The sequence below is a fragment of the Litoreibacter sp. GN1-5 genome (genome assembly GCF_055693805.1).
Genome location: NZ_JBVFUP010000002.1, coordinates 54,845 through 74,311 on the forward strand (window position 1 = coordinate 54,845; position 19,467 = coordinate 74,311).

18 protein-coding genes and 2 pseudogenes are annotated in these 19,467 nt (G+C 51.4%); 10 read left to right on the forward strand and 10 right to left on the reverse strand.

What is annotated here, in order from left to right; all coding sequences use genetic code 11:
* Positions 1-4 precede the first annotated feature (4 nt).
* The 4 genes and pseudogenes from ACZ1HF_RS19055 to ACZ1HF_RS19070 all read left to right on the forward strand — a co-directional run bounded on the left by ACZ1HF_RS19055 (position 5) and on the right by ACZ1HF_RS19070 (position 5,325).
* Complete coding sequence (locus tag ACZ1HF_RS19055; RefSeq protein WP_472659144.1) at positions 5-988, forward strand: ABC transporter permease; 984 nt, start codon at positions 5-7, stop codon at positions 986-988.
* Complete coding sequence (locus ACZ1HF_RS19060) at positions 988-1,905, forward strand: ABC transporter permease (protein WP_472659145.1); 918 nt, start codon at positions 988-990, stop codon at positions 1,903-1,905. The genes ACZ1HF_RS19055 and ACZ1HF_RS19060 overlap by 1 nt, the downstream gene beginning before the upstream one ends.
* Positions 1,905-3,692: pseudogene (locus ACZ1HF_RS19065) on the forward strand (ABC transporter ATP-binding protein). Before ACZ1HF_RS19060 ends, ACZ1HF_RS19065 begins: the two are co-directional and overlap by 1 nt.
* Positions 3,693-3,948: 256 nt before the next feature.
* Positions 3,949-5,325, forward strand: a complete 1,377-nt coding sequence (locus ACZ1HF_RS19070) for an NAD(P)/FAD-dependent oxidoreductase (protein ID WP_472659146.1) — start codon at positions 3,949-3,951, stop codon at positions 5,323-5,325.
* A gap of 213 nt (positions 5,326-5,538) precedes the next feature.
* Here ACZ1HF_RS19070 and ACZ1HF_RS19075 read toward each other — a convergent pair whose 3' ends face one another.
* From ACZ1HF_RS19075 to ACZ1HF_RS19120, 10 genes and pseudogenes are all read right to left on the reverse strand, one after another.
* Positions 5,539-6,111 (reverse strand): nucleotidyltransferase family protein, encoded by a 573-nt coding sequence (locus ACZ1HF_RS19075; RefSeq protein WP_472659147.1) that lies wholly within the window; start codon positions 6,109-6,111, stop codon positions 5,539-5,541.
* Positions 6,108-7,025, reverse strand: a complete 918-nt coding sequence (locus ACZ1HF_RS19080; RefSeq protein WP_472659148.1) for an XdhC family protein — start codon at positions 7,023-7,025, stop codon at positions 6,108-6,110. The genes ACZ1HF_RS19075 and ACZ1HF_RS19080 overlap by 4 nt, the downstream gene beginning before the upstream one ends.
* Before the next feature lie 28 nt (positions 7,026-7,053).
* Positions 7,054-9,417, reverse strand: coding sequence for a xanthine dehydrogenase family protein molybdopterin-binding subunit (locus ACZ1HF_RS19085; RefSeq protein ID WP_472659149.1), 2,364 nt, complete (start codon positions 9,415-9,417; stop codon positions 7,054-7,056).
* Entirely contained in the window at positions 9,414-9,881 is a 468-nt protein-coding gene (locus tag ACZ1HF_RS19090; RefSeq protein WP_472659150.1) for a (2Fe-2S)-binding protein, read from the reverse strand. The genes ACZ1HF_RS19085 and ACZ1HF_RS19090 overlap by 4 nt, the downstream gene beginning before the upstream one ends.
* Positions 9,878-10,228, reverse strand: coding sequence for a hypothetical protein (locus ACZ1HF_RS19095; RefSeq protein WP_472659247.1), 351 nt, complete (start codon positions 10,226-10,228; stop codon positions 9,878-9,880). The genes ACZ1HF_RS19090 and ACZ1HF_RS19095 overlap by 4 nt, the downstream gene beginning before the upstream one ends.
* A 78-nt stretch (positions 10,229-10,306) precedes the next feature.
* Positions 10,307-10,387, reverse strand: a pseudogene (locus tag ACZ1HF_RS19100) (hypothetical protein); the annotation flags it as partial.
* On the reverse strand, positions 10,357-10,779 hold the full coding sequence (locus ACZ1HF_RS19105) for an FAD binding domain-containing protein (RefSeq protein ID WP_472659151.1): 423 nt from the start codon (positions 10,777-10,779) through the stop codon (positions 10,357-10,359). The gene ACZ1HF_RS19105 and the pseudogene ACZ1HF_RS19100, both read right to left, overlap by 31 nt.
* Before the next feature lie 282 nt (positions 10,780-11,061).
* Complete coding sequence (locus ACZ1HF_RS19110) at positions 11,062-11,364, reverse strand: cupin domain-containing protein (protein WP_472659152.1); 303 nt, start codon at positions 11,362-11,364, stop codon at positions 11,062-11,064.
* Positions 11,365-11,401: 37 nt separating this feature from the next.
* Positions 11,402-12,049, reverse strand: a complete 648-nt coding sequence (locus tag ACZ1HF_RS19115) for a pyridoxamine 5'-phosphate oxidase family protein (RefSeq protein WP_472659153.1) — start codon at positions 12,047-12,049, stop codon at positions 11,402-11,404.
* A 33-nt stretch (positions 12,050-12,082) separates the two neighbouring features.
* Positions 12,083-13,003 carry a LysR family transcriptional regulator gene (locus ACZ1HF_RS19120; RefSeq protein ID WP_472659154.1) on the reverse strand — a complete coding sequence of 307 codons (921 nt, stop codon included), beginning with the start codon at positions 13,001-13,003 and terminating at the stop codon, positions 12,083-12,085.
* A gap of 368 nt (positions 13,004-13,371) precedes the next feature.
* On the opposite strand from ACZ1HF_RS19120, the gene torT reads away from it, so the two are divergent.
* From torT to ACZ1HF_RS19150, 6 genes are read left to right on the forward strand one after another with little or no spacing between them, the layout of a single operon-like run.
* On the forward strand, positions 13,372-14,445 hold the full coding sequence (torT, locus tag ACZ1HF_RS19125) for a TMAO reductase system periplasmic protein TorT (protein ID WP_472659155.1): 1,074 nt from the start codon (positions 13,372-13,374) through the stop codon (positions 14,443-14,445).
* Position 14,446: 1 nt separating this feature from the next.
* On the forward strand, positions 14,447-16,009 hold the full coding sequence (locus ACZ1HF_RS19130) for a sugar ABC transporter ATP-binding protein (protein ID WP_472659156.1): 1,563 nt from the start codon (positions 14,447-14,449) through the stop codon (positions 16,007-16,009).
* Positions 16,009-17,037, forward strand: coding sequence for an ABC transporter permease (locus tag ACZ1HF_RS19135; RefSeq protein WP_472659157.1), 1,029 nt, complete (start codon positions 16,009-16,011; stop codon positions 17,035-17,037). Before ACZ1HF_RS19130 ends, ACZ1HF_RS19135 begins: the two co-directional genes overlap by 1 nt.
* Before the next feature lie 27 nt (positions 17,038-17,064).
* Positions 17,065-17,796: a LamB/YcsF family protein gene (locus ACZ1HF_RS19140; RefSeq protein ID WP_472659158.1), complete on the forward strand. Its 732-nt coding sequence runs from the start codon at positions 17,065-17,067 to the stop codon at positions 17,794-17,796.
* A 35-nt stretch (positions 17,797-17,831) separates the two neighbouring features.
* Entirely contained in the window at positions 17,832-18,074 is a 243-nt protein-coding gene (locus ACZ1HF_RS19145; RefSeq protein WP_472659159.1) for an acetyl-CoA carboxylase, read from the forward strand.
* A 12-nt stretch (positions 18,075-18,086) separates the two neighbouring features.
* Positions 18,087-19,466, forward strand: a complete 1,380-nt coding sequence (locus ACZ1HF_RS19150) for an acetyl-CoA carboxylase biotin carboxylase subunit (RefSeq protein WP_472659160.1) — start codon at positions 18,087-18,089, stop codon at positions 19,464-19,466.
* Position 19,467: the final 1 nt, after the last annotated feature.

Here is a 19,467-nt window from a genome sequence, read left to right on the forward strand (position 1 = left end):
AAACATGAAAGCGATTGCGGCAAAATTAGTTGAATCCATCTTGCTGATCCTTGCGGTGATCGTTTTCAATTTCCTGCTGGTTTACATCGCTCCAGGCGACGCAGTCGATGCGTTGGCTGGGGCCGGCGGTGGAGATGCCCGTGAAGAGGTAAATGTGCTTCTCCGTGAGCAGTACGGCCTAGACAAACCTCTCCCAACCCAACTTCTGACATATGTTGGCAATGTATTGCAGGGCGACTTTGGCATCTCGGTATCGCAGGGACGCCCAGTCCTGGACGTGATACTTCCACGAATTGGACCAACCATCTTGCTTGCCTTCTGCGCGCTCCTTTTTGCCGTTTCCATCGGAACAGCAATCGGAACCATAGCGGCGAGAAAACCCGAAAGCCTTTTCAGCAACGGCCTGACTGTCTTCGCTCTGATCGGGTTCTCCATGCCGGTTTTTTGGACCGGGATCCTTCTTTTGCTGATTTTCGGGGTCAATCTCCAATGGCTTCCGATCAGCGGGATGGTCGATCTACGCATGTCAAGCAGCGCTGGCATCTGGGAGCGAACAGCGGACGTCGCGCGCCATCTGGTTCTTCCGACGGTCTCTCTAGGTGTGATATTCCTTGCATCCTATTCGCGCCTGTCGCGCGCCAGCATGCTCGAAGTTTTGCAGTCAGATTACATCCGCACGGCACGCGCCAAAGGTCTTTCCGAGCGTACCGTTCTGTTCAAACACGCGCTCCGGAACGGTGTCATTCCCATCGTGACCGTACTCGGTATGGAGTTCGGCGTAGTACTGTCAGGCGCAATTCTTGTCGAGACCGTTTTCTCTTGGCCTGGTCTCGGGAGACTGGCCTTCGAATCCGTTCTTGACAGAGACGCAAACGTATTGCTCGCAATCCTTACGATGGTTTCTGTGACGGTTATCATCGCCAATCTTCTGACCGATATCGTCTATCGGCTCATCGATCCACGGATCCGCGTTTCGGGGCAAAACTAGTGCAAGACAATCTTCAACCACTCAAGGGCGGGCCACCGGATGTGTTGACAACCGACACCTTGCGCATGTCTGCGCCTCCGCCGCGCTACCAAGCGCTCAAAATGTTCTACCGGAACAAGGCAGCAGTCCTTGGTGTCATTCTTTTGTTCGTCATTCTGTTTGTGAGCTTCGTGCTTCCGTTTCTCATCACGGCTGAGAGAGGCGATTTTGTCGGTTCTCGCCACACGCCGCCATTCACCGAAGACGGACCGATCTTTGGAACCGACTATCTCGGTCGAAGTGTAGGTATCGTGGTGATGCATGGAGGCCTTACCACATTGAAGGTGGCTGGCTTTGCCGCGCTCTTGATCGTGTCAGTAGGGGCATTGATTGGGGCGATTGCAGGCTATTTTGGGGGATGGGTGGATCGTATCCTGATGAAGGTCACTGAGTTCTTTCAGGTACTTCCCGGGCTGTTGTTTGCGATTGTCGTTGTTGCCTTGTTTGGTGCGTCAACGCTCACAATTGTTCTGGGCATTGGCGCCATCGCATGGCCGCCGGTAGCCCGCCAAACACGCTCTGAGTTCTTGAAGCAAAAAAATCTTGAATATGTGAAAGCAGCCAGAGCCATTGGGTCTTCCAACGCTCGGATCATGTTTTCCACTATTCTGCCAAACACGTTGCCGGTCCTTATCGTGCAGAGCACGCTCACGATGGGCACGGCGATCCTTTTTGAAGCGGGTCTTGCGTTTCTCGGCATCGGCGATCCGAGCAGTCTCAGCTGGGGCTACTATGTCGGATTGAACCGCCAGTATTTCCTCAGCAATTGGTGGGCTGTGACACTCCCCGGCATGATGGTTTTTTTAACCGTTCTGAGTCTGAGCCTGATCGGTGACGGGATCCAGGATACCGTCAATCCGAAGCTGAGGGGGCGGTGATGGAGATCCAAACGACAGCTTCCGGGCCGCTTCTGTCGGTCAAGAACCTGACCCTTAGATTTGGTCAGTTCGTTGCCGTCAACGATTTGTCGTTTGATCTCTTTGAAGGGCAAACACTTGCTATCGTTGGAGAATCTGGCTCGGGAAAGTCTGTGACAGCGCTTTCAATCATGCGTCTTGTCGAACTAGGAACACGCGCAAAAATCGTAGAAGGCGAAATACTCTTCAAGCACTCCGACGGAACGGTTGTCGATCTGATCAAGTTTGACGAGGCGCAGATGCGTTCCATACGTGGAAACGACATCTCCATGGTTTTTCAAGAACCTCTGACCAGCCTGAACCCGGTTTACACGACGGGGAACCAAGTCATCGAAGCTATCCGTTTGCATCAAGGATTAAACAAATCTGATGCCTATGCCCGTGCGCTTGAAATGTTCGAGCGCGTAAGGATACCGCGCCCTGAGAGAGTAATGGAAGACTACCCTCACCAGCTCTCTGGCGGGATGCGTCAGCGTATTATGATTGCAATGGCATTGTCCTGTGATCCGAAAGTTTTGATCGCAGACGAGCCGACAACCGCACTGGATGTAACCATTCAAGCGCAGATGCTTGGTCTAATGCGCGCCTTGCAAAAAGAGACAAACGCAGCGGTGATGTTAATTACACACGACATGGGCGTTGTTGCAGAAATAGCAGATGACATCGTCGTGATGCGCAATTCAAAACTGGTCGAAACCGGCTCGGTCTACGAAATTTTTGAGAACCCGAAAGCAAGATACACACAGGCCCTCCTGGCTTCGATCCCGCGTCTGGGGTCGATGAAAGGCAAGACAGAGCCCGCGATGTTTGATCTGGTTGATGTAGGTCCGGAGAACTAAATGACAGAATTACTCCGGGTAGAAAATCTGACCAAGACATTCCTGTTGGGCGACGGATCCAAAGTTCATGCAGTTGAGAATGTTTCCCTCAAACTTGGCAAGGCTGAGACACTTGCGATTGTCGGCGAAAGCGGCTGCGGAAAGTCAACACTGGCACAAGTGATTTGCCGTTTGGCCGAGCCAACTGCCGGCAAAGTGCTGCTCAATGGCGATGACATCACGACCCTTGGAACAAAGGCCTTGCGACCCTATCGCCGCGAATTGCAAATGATATTCCAGGACCCGTTTGCCAGTCTCGACCCGCGAAGGAGAGTCGGCTATGCGGTTGGCGAACCGTTGCTTGTTCACGGCATCGAGCGCAAGGGGGACAAACTGCGCCAGATCGTGGGTGATCTCTTCGAGCGTGTCGGATTGCAGCGCTCGCATATGGAGCAGTTTCCGCATCAATTCTCAGGTGGTCAAAGACAGCGTATCTGCATAGCGCGTGCTCTCACGCTCAAGCCACAGATTGTCCTTGCGGACGAGTCTGTATCGGCATTGGACGTCTCAGTTCAGGCGCAGGTGATCAATCTGATGATGGAATTGCAGCGGGACATGCAGCTGAGTTATCTCTTTATCACCCATGATCTCGCCGTCGTTGAACGTATGGCCCACCGGGTCGCCGTGATGTATCTCGGCCAGATCGTCGAGCTTGGCCCTCGGTCAGCTGTGTTCGAGAATCCGGTTCACTCATACACCAAGCGCCTGTTGGATGCCGCACCCATCGCTGATCCCCGACAAAGGCGGGAGCGGCCGTTGTTGACCGGAGAAATCCCAAGCCCGAGATGGGGACCAGGACAAGCACCTGTTTTGGTGACCCTGGATGAGGTTGAGCCGGAACATTACGTGGCAAGAGAAAAGAGTGCGTGAGCGAGAGTAACGAGTCTAAACCGAACATCCTTTGGATCTACACTAATCAGTAGCATTCTTACGCTTCGATTTTGTCGGTGCCGACACACCGCACGTAGACGCAATGGCGAGCAGGGATGTCATTTTCCAGAATGCCTAGGGCCGAACTTGGAGAAATAGAAGGCTTCCATTCAGTGCGGACTGGTCACTGAACATGTTCCCAACGTCAGCATTGCGGTAAGCTTTAACCAAGAAGGACGAAAGGAAGGGCAAACTGATGGAAAACAAAGAGTCCCAAGCCGGATTGACGCATCTTACGCCGATCCGGTTTTCCGATCCACTTCCTGATGCGGTCGATCTCGTGATCATAGGGGGCGGCGTGATTGGCATCTTCACCGCGCTTTATGCCAATCGTTATGGCCTAAAGGTAATCGTTCTCGAGAAAGGTAGGGTGGCCGCTGAGCAAAGCTCCAGAAACTGGGGATGGCTGAGGCAGCAGGGCAGGGACGCTGATGAGTTACCCATTGTAATGGAGGCCAATCGCCTCTGGGGTGACGTTGATAAGCAAGTCAATGGTGCGACAGGATTTGTGAGAGGAGGCTGCTTCTATCTGGCGCGCGATGAAGACCGATTGAAAAAGTTTGTTCAGTGGACGGAAATCGCAAATCAACACCAGCTGGAGACACACGTACTATCGTCAAAGGACATACAATCACACATCGACCACACAACCGGATCAGAGCCGAGTAAAAGTCCTTGGGTCGGCGGGATCTGGACGCCGAGCGATGCACGGGCTGAGCCGTGGACGGCCGTGCCAAGTGTCGCTGATCTCGCGCAACAAGAGGGTGTCTCCATCGTTGAGAACTGTGCGGTAAGAGCCTTGGAAATGGAGGCTGGCGAAGTGTGTGGCGTCATTACAGAAAATGGCGTTGTAAAGACCGAGCAGGTGGTGCTGGCGGCGGGAGCCTGGTCGTCGCTGTTCCTTCAGCGTCACAGCTGCTTCGTGCCACAACTATCATTTCGAGGGACGGTCGTTCGAACCGAACCTCTCCCTGAAGTTACGCAAGGGATGGCGATTGACGAAGGTCTCGCGCTGCGGCGAAGAGAAGACGGTGGCTATTCCCTCAATGGAAGAGACCCAGTCGATGTCTTTTTGGGGCGAGATTCCGTTAGGTCTGTTCGCCACTATCTACATACTTTGAAGTCGAGCTTGGATAATCCGCGGTTTCACTTGTTTGGCCCATCCGAGTTTCCAGACGCATGGATGACCCCGCGGCGGTGGAGATCCGATGAGATCACGCCATTTGAGCGAACTCGGGTCCTTGATCCAAAACCCAATCCAAAAACTGTAAAGAAGGCCGTTGAGGAGTTCGCGAGGCTGTTTCCTGGCATAGGTACACCAAAGATCAAGAACGCATGGGCGGGCATGATCGATACGATGCCTGACATCGTCCCAATTATTGACCGTGTCCCGTCGCTCGACGGTGTAATCTTGGCCACAGGCATGAGTGGTCATGGTTTTGGCATCGGGCCGGGTGTCGGAAAGATCGTCGCAGAACTAGCTACAGGTCGTACTCCAGCCCATAATTTACACCGGTTTCGATACTCTCGGTTCTCAGATGGCAGTAAAATCAGAGTTGGGCCGGCCGTCTAATATCTATTGGGCTGAGATTGACGGAGCGCTAGATCGCATAAGGATACTTATGTTAAGTTATTGATATAATTAGCAAAAAAGTTCCATAAGATATATTATGCGACAAACGCATGTAGCACGGTGCGTCCCACTTTGAAGAGCGACTTGTAAGCGATGACAATGTGCTAGCGTGGAGCCACGCCTAGATTAAAAAAAGAGCCGCTTGATTGCCAATTACAGGATGGAGCTTTGCAAATCAGAAAGCTGACCCCGTGTATCAACATCGCTCAAACAACTGCGGTTAAAATCTACGTAAACCGTATTTGTTGTTTCTCTGACAAGAGATGCTGCACCCCCATCTCCAGCCAGCAATTGCAGTTTCTCAAAACTTTGTGCACTAAAGCAAGCTGGTGCTGAGACTAAATCTCCGCTTCGGGCAATGGAAACTCCTCCTTGTGGACACTCGTCTACAATGGCTTGAAGCCCGTTTGCTTGAATGAACGGCATATCGCCGAGACAAATCAAAAACTTGGACGCATTTAGCTCTATCGCGCGCCTCACAGCTAAAGAAATGTTGTCACCTTGACCCGACAAATGGGAAACAGGTCGAAGGATTTCGAACCCATCGAAAAACTTGTCCAATTCCGGATCCTGAATAACTGCCAAGCGGTGACTAACGTCGACTCCCCTCATCGCTTCCGCTGCATAAAGAACCAGAGGTCTGCCATTGAACTGAGCCAACAGCTTATTTTCAGACCCAAAGCGCTTCGAACTGCCGGCAGCTAAGATCAATCCAACGGCGGTCATTCGATCCCATCCTTGGACGCTGCTAAAATTTCAGCCAGTACTGAAACGGCCAGTGTACGAGCATCTCGCGCTGATGGTATGAGGCCTATCGGTCTCTTGAGTTTTAAGAGATGTTTCGGTGCAACTTTCAATAATGATAATTCCCGCATCAAGTTCTCTTGGGCTCGTTTGCTGCCTTGAGCTCCGATGTAGAATGCTTCAGACTTCAAAGCGTAACTGAGGATTGGCGGCTCCCAATCATGGTCGTGGAAAAACAAAACGATCGCTGTCCATTGATCTACTTTTATGTCAGTTGGAAACTCTGGTTTGGCGATAAAGTGCGCTTGGGTTCCCTCCTGTTTTGCGGTCAGGCATAGATCTTGGTCTGGAGATACTAACTCCACTGGATACCCTGCGCTGGCGGCTAACGATAGGAATGTATCAGTCTCCGCTCCTTTGCCGAACACGATAAACCGTAATTCTGGCACGATACCAATCGATAGAATTTCCCTTGTTTTTGTAGACCGGCGATAACGGTTTAAAGAGATTGCACCGCTTCTTTCGTCTATTTCCAAGGAACACGCTTCTCGGGTATCCAAGCGATCTAGGAGCTCCGCGATAGTTTGCTGACTCGGTGCATGCAAAAGCGTTACTTCCATTGCGCCTCCGCACGGTAGGTTGATGTCAATGTATGGTGACCCAAACCCATATCTGACGACAACGGGCAAATTCAGATCTTTCGCCTTGGCAGCGTGATGTACTAAATCTGCTTCAATGCAACCTGACGACAATGTGCCAACCATGGTGCCGTCATTCATTATAGCCATCATTGCGCCAAGTGAGCGATATGATGGTCCTTCAATATGGCTGATCACTGCCAACGTGCCCTCTTGCTCGCTGTTTGCCAGCGCAATTAGCGGATCATGATCGGTCACATATTTCACGGCAATGGAGTACTCAGTTTCATCGGAACGCTATCGTATTCTTTTGCCATTTTACGTTGATATGATCGAAATCGAGAGGCCTCTCCAGATCATCGACAATCGAAACAACGCGCGTTGGTGTGAGCGGTAACTCGCTTACAGTTTTTCCAGTTGCGTTAGCCACGGCGCATGCGATGGAAGCACCAACATTTAAGATTGGCACCTCCCCCGCGCCTTTTGTACCCAGTGGTCCACAAGAAGGAGCGCCCTCAAAAAGATCGAATTCAATAGGCAAAACATCACCAGCCATTGGCAATCGGTAGGTTTCAAAGCCTTGTTGATTGAATGCGCCATCTTCATTGATGGTAATCTCTTCCTGCATCGCATATCCGAGGCCTTGCACAACGCCGCCTTGAATTTGACTGTGAATTGCACGTGGATTTAGGGCGCGTCCGACATCCTGAACGACGCGATAGGCTAATATTTCGATTTGGCCAGTGTCCGGATCAACAGCCAGTTCACAATCATGTACCGCGAAAACCGGTATATCGATCGCGTCAATGAAATGGCCTGCTGCACACCCTGGCATCGCCGGAATGCCCGGTGCTGTAAATGCTCCACTTCCCGAAACTGGTCCGAATTCTATTTCGGCTTGCTGGATGACTGTTTGTATAGTCGTTCCTGAACCCGGGCGGTCTCGAATTTCTACACGACCATTGGTGAGTACAAGTTCATCACTTTTCGTCTGTAACAGCTCACTCGCAACCGAAAGAAGTTTGTCGCGCACTTCGTCACACGCCGCCGCACTTGCTGCGCCAATTGAGACCGTCGTTCGCCCCCCACCCACACCCAGGTCGCGGCCAGAGGCATCTGTATCAGCCGTTTTGACAATGACCTTTTCGGGATGGATGCCCAGGCTTGCTGCAACAATCTGAGGCAATGATTGCATCATTGTACCCGACCCGATCTCGACACCAGAGGTTACAAGCGTTGCACTTCCATCTGCATTCAGATTGACGGTCGCTGCTGACGGCCCAACAAAAATGAACCATGTGCCCACGGTCGTCGCACGACCATAAAGTCGGCCATCGGGAAGTTCTCTTGCCGTCTTCTGAATAGGATGTTTCGCAACCATCTGTTTAAGCATCGGCGCAAGAACCTCGCCTTCAAACACCTGCCCCGTCGCGCCGATGTCTTTGTCGCCCACGACATTGCGAAGCCGAAACTCAATCGGATCCATATCGATGGCGTCACAAATCTCGTCAGTGTGCCGCTCAAGTGCAAAGGTGTTGTAGACACCGTTGCAGGCTCTAAAGGCTCCATTCGGCGGTGTGTTCGTATACACTGCTTGGCTGGAAAGTTTGATTGAACCCAAGCGATAATTGCCGCCAAGCGTATGGGCGCTCATAGTCGTCAGGAAGACCTGTTCGCCGCCATAGGCACCGCAGTCCATGAGAACTGTGGCCTCACGTCCAACAATTTCACCATCTGATGTGACGGCAGACCGAATGCGAATATCCGCATTCTCGCGACACAAACACGTCATCTGCTCTTCTTTACGCGTGTTGATCAGTGAGACGCTACGGCCCGTCTTTTTTGCTAGAATAGCAGCATAGGGCTCTAGCGAGCAGTCAAACTTTAACCCAAAGCCCCCACCAACAGCGGGCACCGTGACTCTAACATGTGAATCCGGAACGCCGAGCACCTTGGCTGTTACATGGCGCACTGTCCATGGAACCTGCGTGGATGTGTGGACATGATAGCGACCATCCTCAAATGTAGCGACGACTGCGCGGGGCTCGAAAGGCACATGGCTTTGTCGACCGACGCGGTAACAGCCTTCGACAATGGTGACATCATCTCGGGAAAAGGCCTCCTTTGTATCGCCGCGCTCGACGGTCGCTTCCCAAGCCACATTGCCACCACGTGCAGCGCCCTCAAACAAGATCTCATAATTTTGCCAATCGGGATGAACGAGTTTTGCGTTATCGCTCAACGCTTGCTCCATAGTCAGCACAGGTTGTTCAACGTCGATTGTGACACTTATGGCTCGGGCTGCGGCACGCGCTTGCGCAATGGTATCGGCTGCAATCGCAGCGATCGGTTCACCGTGATAACGAATGACATCACCCGCAAATACGGGATGGTCAGCAATGCCAATACCATGCAGACCTGGGGCGTCTGAGTGGGTAGCAATGGCCCTGACACCCGGCATCTTCGATGCGACGTCCGTGTCCAGTTTGCTGATACGTCCGCATGCAACCTCTGACCGCAAGAGAACGGCATGTATGACTTCAGATCCGCCAACATCAACTGTATACTTCGTACGACCCTGCAACTTGTCTCGAGCATCGCGTCGCGGGAAATCCATCACGGCATCTTTTGGATTGAATCGCTCGTTCATTGCGCCGTCTCCAAGTCTGTTTGTTGCATGGACATCACCGCATCAATAATCCGCTCATAACCGGTGCAACGACAGATGTTCCCGGTCAAAGCGGACTTCACATCTGCTCTTGCGGGTGCAGGGTTGGTTTTCAGATAGGAGGTCAAAGTCATGACCATTCCGGGAAAACACATTCCGCATTGAACAACATCAAAATCTTCAAACACCTGTTGAACTGAATTGAGCTCATCAACGGTTGATAGACCTTCGATTGTCGTTATCTCGGTTTCACCAAGAACTCCTACCGGCTGAAGGCAGGACATCATCGGCTCTCCATCGACATAGACGGTACATGCTCCACAAAATCCTTCACCACAAACGGCCTTTGATCCTGTTAAGCGGAATTCATCGCGCAAAACGTCAAGCAAAGGTGTCCGCGGATCGCCATGAAAGACCCTGACTTCCCCGTTCACTGAAATCTTCATTGTTTCACCCCTTGCAGTTCGTACTGATTGCTAATTTGCGCGACAGCATCTGCCAAAAGCTTCGGCAGTACCTTGATGCGATACCAACCCGGCGCATCTACGCCATCACGAGCATCGAAATCGTCAGTCAGTGGTTCTGCCAGAGCTCTAAAATCAGATTTGGAGACGTTCTGTCCGGAAAGCACATTTTCCATGCTGGTCCATCGTTTTGCGACTGGTTCGACCGAGCCGACCGCGACCCGTGCAGCTTCGATTGTACCCTTATCATCCAGATCCAAGGAGAGACTAAGATTGGCGACCGGATAGTCCCCTGCCTTTCTGATGAGGATGCGGGAATGGCTGCTCATCGTTGTCGAGCGAACTGAGCGTGGGACAATGATGCGTGTGACAATCTGTGTCTTTCGTTCTTGGGCGCGCGTGCTCAAAAAATTAGAAATTGAAATTTCCGTCTTCCCATCTTGGGTTTGGATCTCAATCAGGGCTTCGAGGCACAGAAGTGCCGGCACAAGATCGGCTGCAAAAAGTCTCGGGTACTGATGTTGCCACCAACGGTTGCTGCTCTGCGTATTGCGGGATTGGCGGAGTTTGACGCAGCCTGCGCCAGACACTTCAAGTGCGGAATATCCTGAATGAATTTCGCCAAGGTATCGTGTGTAATCATACTGCCGATGGTGAGCGCTTCGTCAGACAAGTCCAGCTGATGTAACGGCTTGATACGGGCGAGTGACACGAAGTTTTTGTCATCATTTTCTCCGCGAACAGGGCCGCGCATCACCCATGTGCCACCAGCTAAAACAACGGCGCTCGAACCACCACGTTCCAGATGCGTAAGGGCGTCTTCAATATCTTCAGCTAGAACCAGTCTGCCGGCGTCATCGTCTTTGTTGGCAGTTTGCATCCTGCGGGTCCCCTGATAAATCTCTTACGTTTCTTCGAAACACCAGACAAAATTGCAGCAGGTGCTCCTTTCAAGAGTAGCGAATGGGGGTGAATTTGGAAAATTCTTATTCCAGAACAACAATATCGGATTTACCAATACTGTGTGTGACCTACCACTGACCTGAAAACATACCTGTCGAGCTTCAGTGAGCAACTGCGCAAAATATTCAAAGATTTTAGCATCCATTGACTGCCAGCAGGTGCAGGAAAACGTGCGCGACAGCAACGGGGGAACGAAACGCTAAATGATTTCAACCTCAACAAACCGGCACTCAAAATCGTTGCCATTGATGACGTCATGTTCGACGCCCATTTTGCGAAAATAGGGAACACCTGTTTTCATTTGAGCCTTGGTGATAGATCCATTCCCGTTGTCGATCTCAAGAAATCCGTCAAACAGAGGAATAACTACATAGTCGTATTCATGTCGATGCCAGCCAGTGTTGTCGCCCCGCTTCATGAAGCGCCACTCGGTTACTCGAGCCCGCTCGTTATGAATAAACTCGGTTGGTAATGCCGTCCCAGCTTTCGCCTTTCCACACATGCCCTGCAGCCTCCGTTTTTTGATTTAATCCATGCCGTCAGTATAGCGTTTTCTTGTACTCATCTTCGATCTCAGCATCGATTTTCGCCATTTCGGATGGATCTTCCGGTAATCCGGCCGTCTGTTCGAGAATGATCTGTGCGATAGAAGGCATCTCGGAACGATCTTGATGTTGATCAGAGTCCCACAGCTTCGAGCGACGGAAGGCCTTCGCACAGTGGATAAACACCTCTGTCACTGATACGATAATGGCGACGTTCGGCACCCTGTCCTTGACACTCATAAGCTCCAGTATCTCTGGGTCACGCGTCACTTTGGCCGTCCCGTTGACCCGCATGGTGTCGTCAAAACCTGGAACCATGAAAAGCAAGCCGACAGCCGGATTGGAAAGAATATTGACGAGAGTATCGAGCCTGTTGTTTCCAGGTCTGTCCGGTATCGCGATAGTTTTGTCGTTCAAGACTTTAACGAAGCCGACCGGATCACCTCTAGGGCTGACATCTGCTCGACCGTCGCTATGCGTGCCGATGCAAAGAAACGGAGACCGCTCAATGAAGTCTTTGGCATGTTTGTCCAAGTAATCTTGACACTTTTGAACCGCTAACGGGTGCTGTCGCGGAAAAAGCTTTCTTAGCGCGACCTCACTTTCAATCAGGTGTTCGCTTTTCAGATCTGGTTGCTCCATCAAATTGTCCTTTCTTTTAATGACATGATCTTCTCAAGATCCGGATTGATGCTGTTCCACACCCATCGCGAGCTGCATGAACTCGATAAAAGCTTTGCCCGCAGTGTTTTGTGAATGGGAGTTTGCCCAAGCCAATCCAACATCCATAGTTGGTACCTTTTCTGCAACTTCCAGAAGTTCGACACGGCGACCTTCCAAAGACCAAGGCCGGCTCACAAGATCTGAGAGAATGGATACGCCCATCCCGTTTGCGACCATGCTCCGAACCGCTTCAACAGAAGAGGTTCTAAAAATCGTATTTGGCTTATAAGGTGTACGGTTCCAGTATCGCTGAGCGGTATTGCTCGCTTCGTCCACAGTCAGCATGAGGTACGGTTCGGCTGAGATATCCTGCAATGAAACTGATGGCTGTTTTAAGAACTTGTGGTGCGCATCAACCCAAAGGCGACGCCGGTTTTTGAGCAGGATATCATGCGACAGTTCTTCGTGATTCACGAGGTTTGATGTGAGCATAACGGCAAGATCAAACCCACCCGTTACCAGTCCTTCCTCGATGTTGACCCGGTCAGCCTCTGAAAGATTGACCTTCACATTCGGAAACGCACGCATGAAACGAGATAGGTAGGTTGGCAAGAAATATCCTCCGACAGTGTATGAGACTGCAAGGTTGATCGAACCGCTCACGTCATCGCGAATGCGGCGCGGGATCCGAACGGCCTCCTCAACTGATTCAATGATATGCGTCGCATGCTCGAGAAACAGGTTACCTTCATAGGTCAAAGATACTCCAGCGGAGTGTCGCTCAAAAAGCTTCGTTCCGACCAAATCCTCTAATGATTTAATCGCTGTCGTAATCACCGACTGCGACACGTTTATGTTCATTGCTGCCTTGGATATCTGTCCCGCATTGGCAGCTGCAATGAAGTATCGTATTTGCCGAAGTGATGGTTCCATCTGTTTCTCCAATACACTTTATGCTTAATTCCGATTCACACTTTAGACTTAGTTACGCATTGACCTTAGACAATTATCCTTTCAGCCGCGTCATCCATAGTCCAAAAAATCCCTTGATTACATTGATAAATTAAGATTTCTGGGGCGCTTTGATGTCACAGAAACGTCACAATGCATGTACTATTTGGATGGTCATTGTATGTGAAAAAACGATAATAACAACTCAAAATACGTATTTTACAATATTAGACAAGTCTCCCACACTCTGCCTGCGCAGCAAATTGGTCGGAGGACAAGTCTGCCGCGGAAACGGAACACCGGATTAATTTCAGTGCTCCTCCAGAGGAACTTCTCAAGGGAGAAACATCATGAAGAAGATCATGTTTGGTCTAATGGCAACCGCGGCCTTCACCGCCGTCGCTGCAACATCTGCAACTGCAGAAAACTGGTACCCCTATCCTGTTCAGGTTTGGGAACCTGCGTTCGATATGAAAAGCCCACGCAAAGACATCAAATACGAAGCGCTGGACAAAGCGGAAAGCGCTCACGAGATTTGCGTTTCGTTTCCGCACATGAAGGACGCCTACTGGCTGGGCGTAAACTACGGTGTCACCGAAGAAGCCAAACGTCTTGGTGTTAAGATGCAAGTTGTCGAAGCAGGCGGTTATACCGAGCTGAACAAGCAAATCTCTCAGATCGAAGACTGTGTTGCCGCCGGTGCAGACGCTGTCATCATTGGTGCGATCTCAGCTGACGGTATCAACAATCTAGTCAAAGAAATTGCTGGCAAAGGCATCCCTGTCATCGATGTGATCAACGGCATTTCTTCACCGGAGCTGACCGCAAAATCTCTCGTTTCATTCGGTGAAATGGGTGCTAAAACAGGCGAATATCTCGCTAAACTCCATCCGGCAGGTTCCGACCCTGTCAAAGTAGCTTGGTTCCCTGGACCAGCAGGAGCGGGCTGGGTTGAAGCGGGCAACACCGGATTTGCAGAGGCCATCAAAGGCAGCGCGATCGAACTTGTCGAAACCAAGTATGGTGACACAGGCAAAGAGGTTCAGGCCAAGCTTGTTGAAGACACGTTGGCGGCTCATCCTGACCTAAACTACGTTGTGGGTACTGCCGTGACCGCCGAAGCGGCTGTCCCGATCCTCCGCTCGCAAGGCTTGACCGAGCAAGTCAAAGTTGCCGCCTACTACTTCACGCCTGGCGTGTATCAGGGCATCAAGCGCGGCCAGATCTTGGCTGCTCCAACGGACTCAACTGCTGTCCAAGGCCGGATTGCAGTGGATATTGCTGTACGAGCGCTTGAGGGCAAACCTTTCGAAAAACATGTTGGCCCGGAACTTTACGTTGTCAGCAATGACAACGTGGACAAGTTTGATCCTACTTCAACCTTGGCACCAGACGGCTTCAAGCCAGTATTCCGAGTAGACTAATATGCCAGAGTTAGCCGGGGCAAAACCCAGCCGACAGCATGAGGTTGACGCGCATCAAGGTGATGCGCGTCTCCTCCTCGAAGCTGTTGGATTGACCAAAGACTATCCAGGCATTCGTGCGCTTGACGACATGAACTTTGATCTGAGACCAGGTGAAGTCCATGTGCTCTTCGGCGAGAATGGGGCAGGCAAATCGACGCTGATATCGATGCTCGCCGGAGCCAATACACCGACGCTTGGTGAGATCCGTTTCAAAAACCATCCGGTCGAGCTCGACAGCGTGCACGAAGCGCGTGAACTCGGCATCAGTGCGGTGTTTCAGGAATTCTCCCTGATTCCGCAGATGACGGTCGCTGAGAACATTTTTCTAGGCGCAGAGCCAACAAAAAGGGGCCTCTTGCAGCCCAGAATGCAGAGACAAAACGCACAAGAAATTCTCGATAGCCTCGATTTTCACTTAGATCCCGGAAAGCGGATAGACCACCTCACTCGTGCTGAGCAGCAGATGGTGGAAATCGCGAAAGCCTTTCGGTCAGAGCTCTCGGTCCTTATCCTTGATGAGCCAACTGCATCGCTGACGAACCATGAGACTGAGCAGCTTTTCAAGCTCATCAACAGGTTAAAAAAACAAAACGTTGGCATCGTTTATATCACCCATCGCATGGCGGAAATCCGAGAGATTGGTGACCGCATTACGATCCTGAGAGATGGTCGTTTCATTGACACAGTGGATGCGAAGACAACTTCAGAAGACGAACTCGTACGTCTGATGACCGGCAGAGTCGTTGGTCAGATATTTCCGAATATTGATTTTCAACCCGGCGAAGTTGCGCTGAATGTTGACAATCTTCGTACCGTTGGCGGAGCGGTCAACGGTGCGTCAGTGACTGTTCGCCGCGGCGAGATCGTCGGATTCGCTGGCCTCGTCGGTTCGGGTAAATCGAAATTTGCGCAGGCATGCTTCGGATCATTCGACATCGAAAGTGGTTCCGTCACTTTCAAAGGCGAAACAATTGCAAAACCTCGAACACGCGACATGCTCAAACGCGGCTTCATGTATTTGCCTTCAGACCGCCATAGCGATGGACTGATGTTGATGCGTCCTGCTCGAGAAAACATTTCGTTAGCATCACTGGATATCGAACCTTTTTCGAAGGGCATTTTTCTGGATCGCAAGGGTGAAGCTAAAATCGTTGATGAGCTGTCGACACGGCTCAACCTCTCACCACACAAAGTGGAGCGGGATGCTGGACACTTCTCAGGCGGCAACCAACAAAAACTGATGCTGGCCAGAAGTCTGACCCGTGATTTCGATCTCATCGTATTCGACGAGCCGACAGTTGGTGTTGATGTCGGCACACGAGCGGCGATCTATGAATTTATCGCCGAACTGTGTGCGAACGGCGCGGCAATCCTACTGATCTCATCAGACCTTCCTGAGATCCTGAATCTAACCAATCGAGCATATGTTTTCTACCAGGGCCGCATTCAGGCTGAATTGGCCGGTGATGAAATCACCGAAGAAAACGTGCTCTCACACTTCTTCGAAAGGGACGCTGCGTAATGACGAGCCCATCAGACTCAATTGTAAAACCACCACGAAAGCTAACAGACATTCTCAAGCGGCTCTTCGTCAAACTGGGCATTCTGCCATTCTTGTTGGCAATCGCTGTCGTCACATTCTCTCTTATGTCCGACAATTTCCTGACTGGCAAAAACCTCATGAACGTTTTGCGTCAGTCGGTGTACCTCACGATCGTTTCCATGGGTCAGATGTTGGCATTGTTGACTGGAGGCTTTGACTTGTCGGTTGGAACAACACTGGCCGTGACTTCTGTTGTTGGCGCTCTCACAATGGCCACCGTCTATGCTGCCATGCCGGAAGCTGTCTGGCTGGCCATCATAATTGGTTGTTTCGCCGGTGTGGCTGCTGGCACATTGATCGGAGTTTGTAACGGTGTGGGCGTCGCATTCTTTGGCGTCTCACCATTCATGATGTCACTCGGAATGACCTCCGTGGGGTTTGGCGTGGCACTGTTTCTGACGGGTGGGGTTCCTGTTTATGGGATGCCACAGGCTTTTGGTGATATCTTCGGCTTTGGAACGCTCTTTGGCATACCGACGCCAATCTACGCCACCGTATTGCTTGGTATACTGCTCTACGTCTTTTTGTATAGAACACCTTTTGGTCGCCATTTTTATGCCGTGGGCGGCAACGTAAAGGCAGCGGCCCTATCGGGCATTAACACACGCGCGACACTGTTTTGGACATATGTTCTGTGTGCCGGGCTCACCGCGGTGGCAGGCATGTTGCTGACAGCGCGTCTGGATACCGGTGAAGCCAATATTGGTTCTGCCATGCCACTTCAATCCATCGCAGCTTGCGTGATCGCAGGCGTCAGTTTGCGGGGGGGCGTAGGGCGCCTGGAGAGCGTTATCTTAGGCGCTCTCTTCATTGGACTTGTTGAGAACGGGATGAACCTTGCCCGCATAGAGTCCTATTTGCAGACAGTTGTTCTCGGTTCCTTGCTGATCCTTGCGGTAATCGCAGATCAGATCCGGCTCCGTTACGTCGCATCACTAAAAGACTGAACAATTTTAGCCGGAGGAGATGCCACTATGGCAATCAATATTAACTGCGATATGGGCGAAAGTTTTAGCCTTTATAAAATGGGTGATGATGCAGCAATCATGCCCTTCATAACCGAAGCAAATGTCGCTTGCGGTTTCCATGGGTCCGATCCCAATCATATGCGATCGACTGTGGAGCTTGCCAAACGACACAATGTGAAGGTCGGAGCTCATTTTTCTTTGCCAGATTTGCCTGGCTTTGGGCGGCGGGAAATGAAAATCGACCGAGCGGAGATGGCCAATATCGTCATCTATCAGATCGGAGCCCTCAACGAGTTCCTTGAGATTTCAGGTGTGAAGCTCAACCATCTGAAACCTCATGGCGCTCTCTACGGGATGGCCGCACGTGAAGAGCACATCGCGCACGCGATATGCGACGCGGCCGAACATTTGAAGGTTCCGATCTTCGGTCTCAGCGGCACGCTGCACGAAGAAATCTATGTTGCTCGAGGAGTAGAATTCCGCGCTGAGTTTTTTGCTGATCTCGACTATGACGACAACGGCAAGCTGCTGATTACGCGGGAGCATCCGACACTTGATCCGAAGTCCGTCGGAGAAAAAGCGCTGCGCGCTGTGAGAGATGGTATCGTTGTAAGCGCATCTGGCAAGGAAAACCCGGTCCGGGCGGAAACAATCTGCATTCATTCTGACACCCCGAATGTGGTCGATATTGCTCAATCCGTCAGAGCCTCCCTTTCTGATTACCTTGCTGCAGCATGAATCGAACGCCGAACCAATAATGACAGGAGTTTACTATGGCTAAATCCGAAATCCGCTCACCTCTCCCCGGCGTGTTCTACCGCAAACCAACGCCTGATGAACCGAACTACAAGGAAGTTGGCGACACAGTCTCTGTTGGTGATGTGATCGGTCTTGTCGAAGTGATGAAGACGTTCACGCAGGTGCAGTCCGAATTTGCCGGAACAATCACAGCGTTTCCGACAGAAAATGAAGAAGCAATAATGCCCGGTCAGGTTTTGGCCGAAATCGAATCTTGATCGGTCCATACTATGAAAATCACTAAACTACTTGTTGCAAACCGTGGCGAAATCGCTGTCCGCATCATTCGTGCTGCCAGTGAATTGGGCATCAAGACTGTGCAGGTTTACAGCGCAGCAGACGCAAATTCCCTTGCCGTCGAAATGGCTGATGAGGCGGTAGAAATTGGACCAGCCTCCGCGGCAAAGTCCTATCTCGATATCGATGCCGTCATGAAAGCAGCCAAAGATACTAAGGCCGATGGCATCCATCCCGGCTACGGCTTCCTAGCCGAAAATGCGGATTTTGCAGACGCGGTAGAAGCAGCGGGCATCGCCTTTGTCGGACCAACCGGCGATATGATCAGATCAATGGGCGATAAGGCATCCGCACGAAAAGCTGCAGAGGATGCCGGCGTCCCAACTGTTCCAGGAAGCGATGGTGTCATAGATGACATGGAAGTTGCCAAAGTGCTCGCAACATCCATAGGTTTTCCCGTGATGATCAAGGCGACGGCCGGCGGCGGGGGACGCGGTATTCGCGTTGCCGAGAATGCCGAAGAATTTGCATCGCTTGCGCCGCAAGCGTCTGCCGAAGCAAAATCGACCTTTGGTGATGGTGGTCTTTATCTTGAAAAACTCATTGATGGCGCTCGCCATATCGAAGTGCAGATATTGGGTGATGGTGAGAACTTTGTTCATTGCTACGAACGAGAATGCTCGTTGCAGCGGAGGCGTCAAAAGGTTTGGGAAGAAGCTCCTTCTTCTGCTTTGTCTGACCAAGTTCGCGAAAAACTCTGCTCCTCCGCTGTAGCTTTGGCCAAAGCCGTTGGGTATCGTGGCGCAGGCACCGTGGAGTATCTTTACGACGATAAATCCGGTGAATTCTACTTCATCGAGATGAATACACGTATCCAGGTCGAGCACCCCGTCACTGAGGCAATTGTAGGCATCGATCTACTGGCTGAGATGATCAAGATCGCAAGCGGCGAACCTTTGTCGGTTTCGCAAGGCGATATCGTCGTACGCGGTCATGCCATTGAAGTGCGTATCAATGCCGAAGACCCAGCGAACAACTTCATGCCCTTTCCCGGAATCGTCGGTGACATGCGTGTTCCTGGTGGACCGGGTGTTCGTTTTGATCACATGCTCTACCAAGGCTACCAGATACCGCCGTTTTATGACTCATTGCTGGGCAAACTGATCGTCCATGCAGACACGCGGGAGGCGGCCATCAACCGCCTGAAGCGCGCGGCTACAGAACTCCGTCTAGATGGGCTTAAGACCACCACGCCCTTGTTTCTGGCCCTTGCCGAAGATCCCGCTGTTCAAGCTGGGGACGTGCACACCAAGTGGCTAGAGCCCTGGCTCGAAATCAATTCCGATAAACTTGCAAGCAAGGGAGACGACTGAT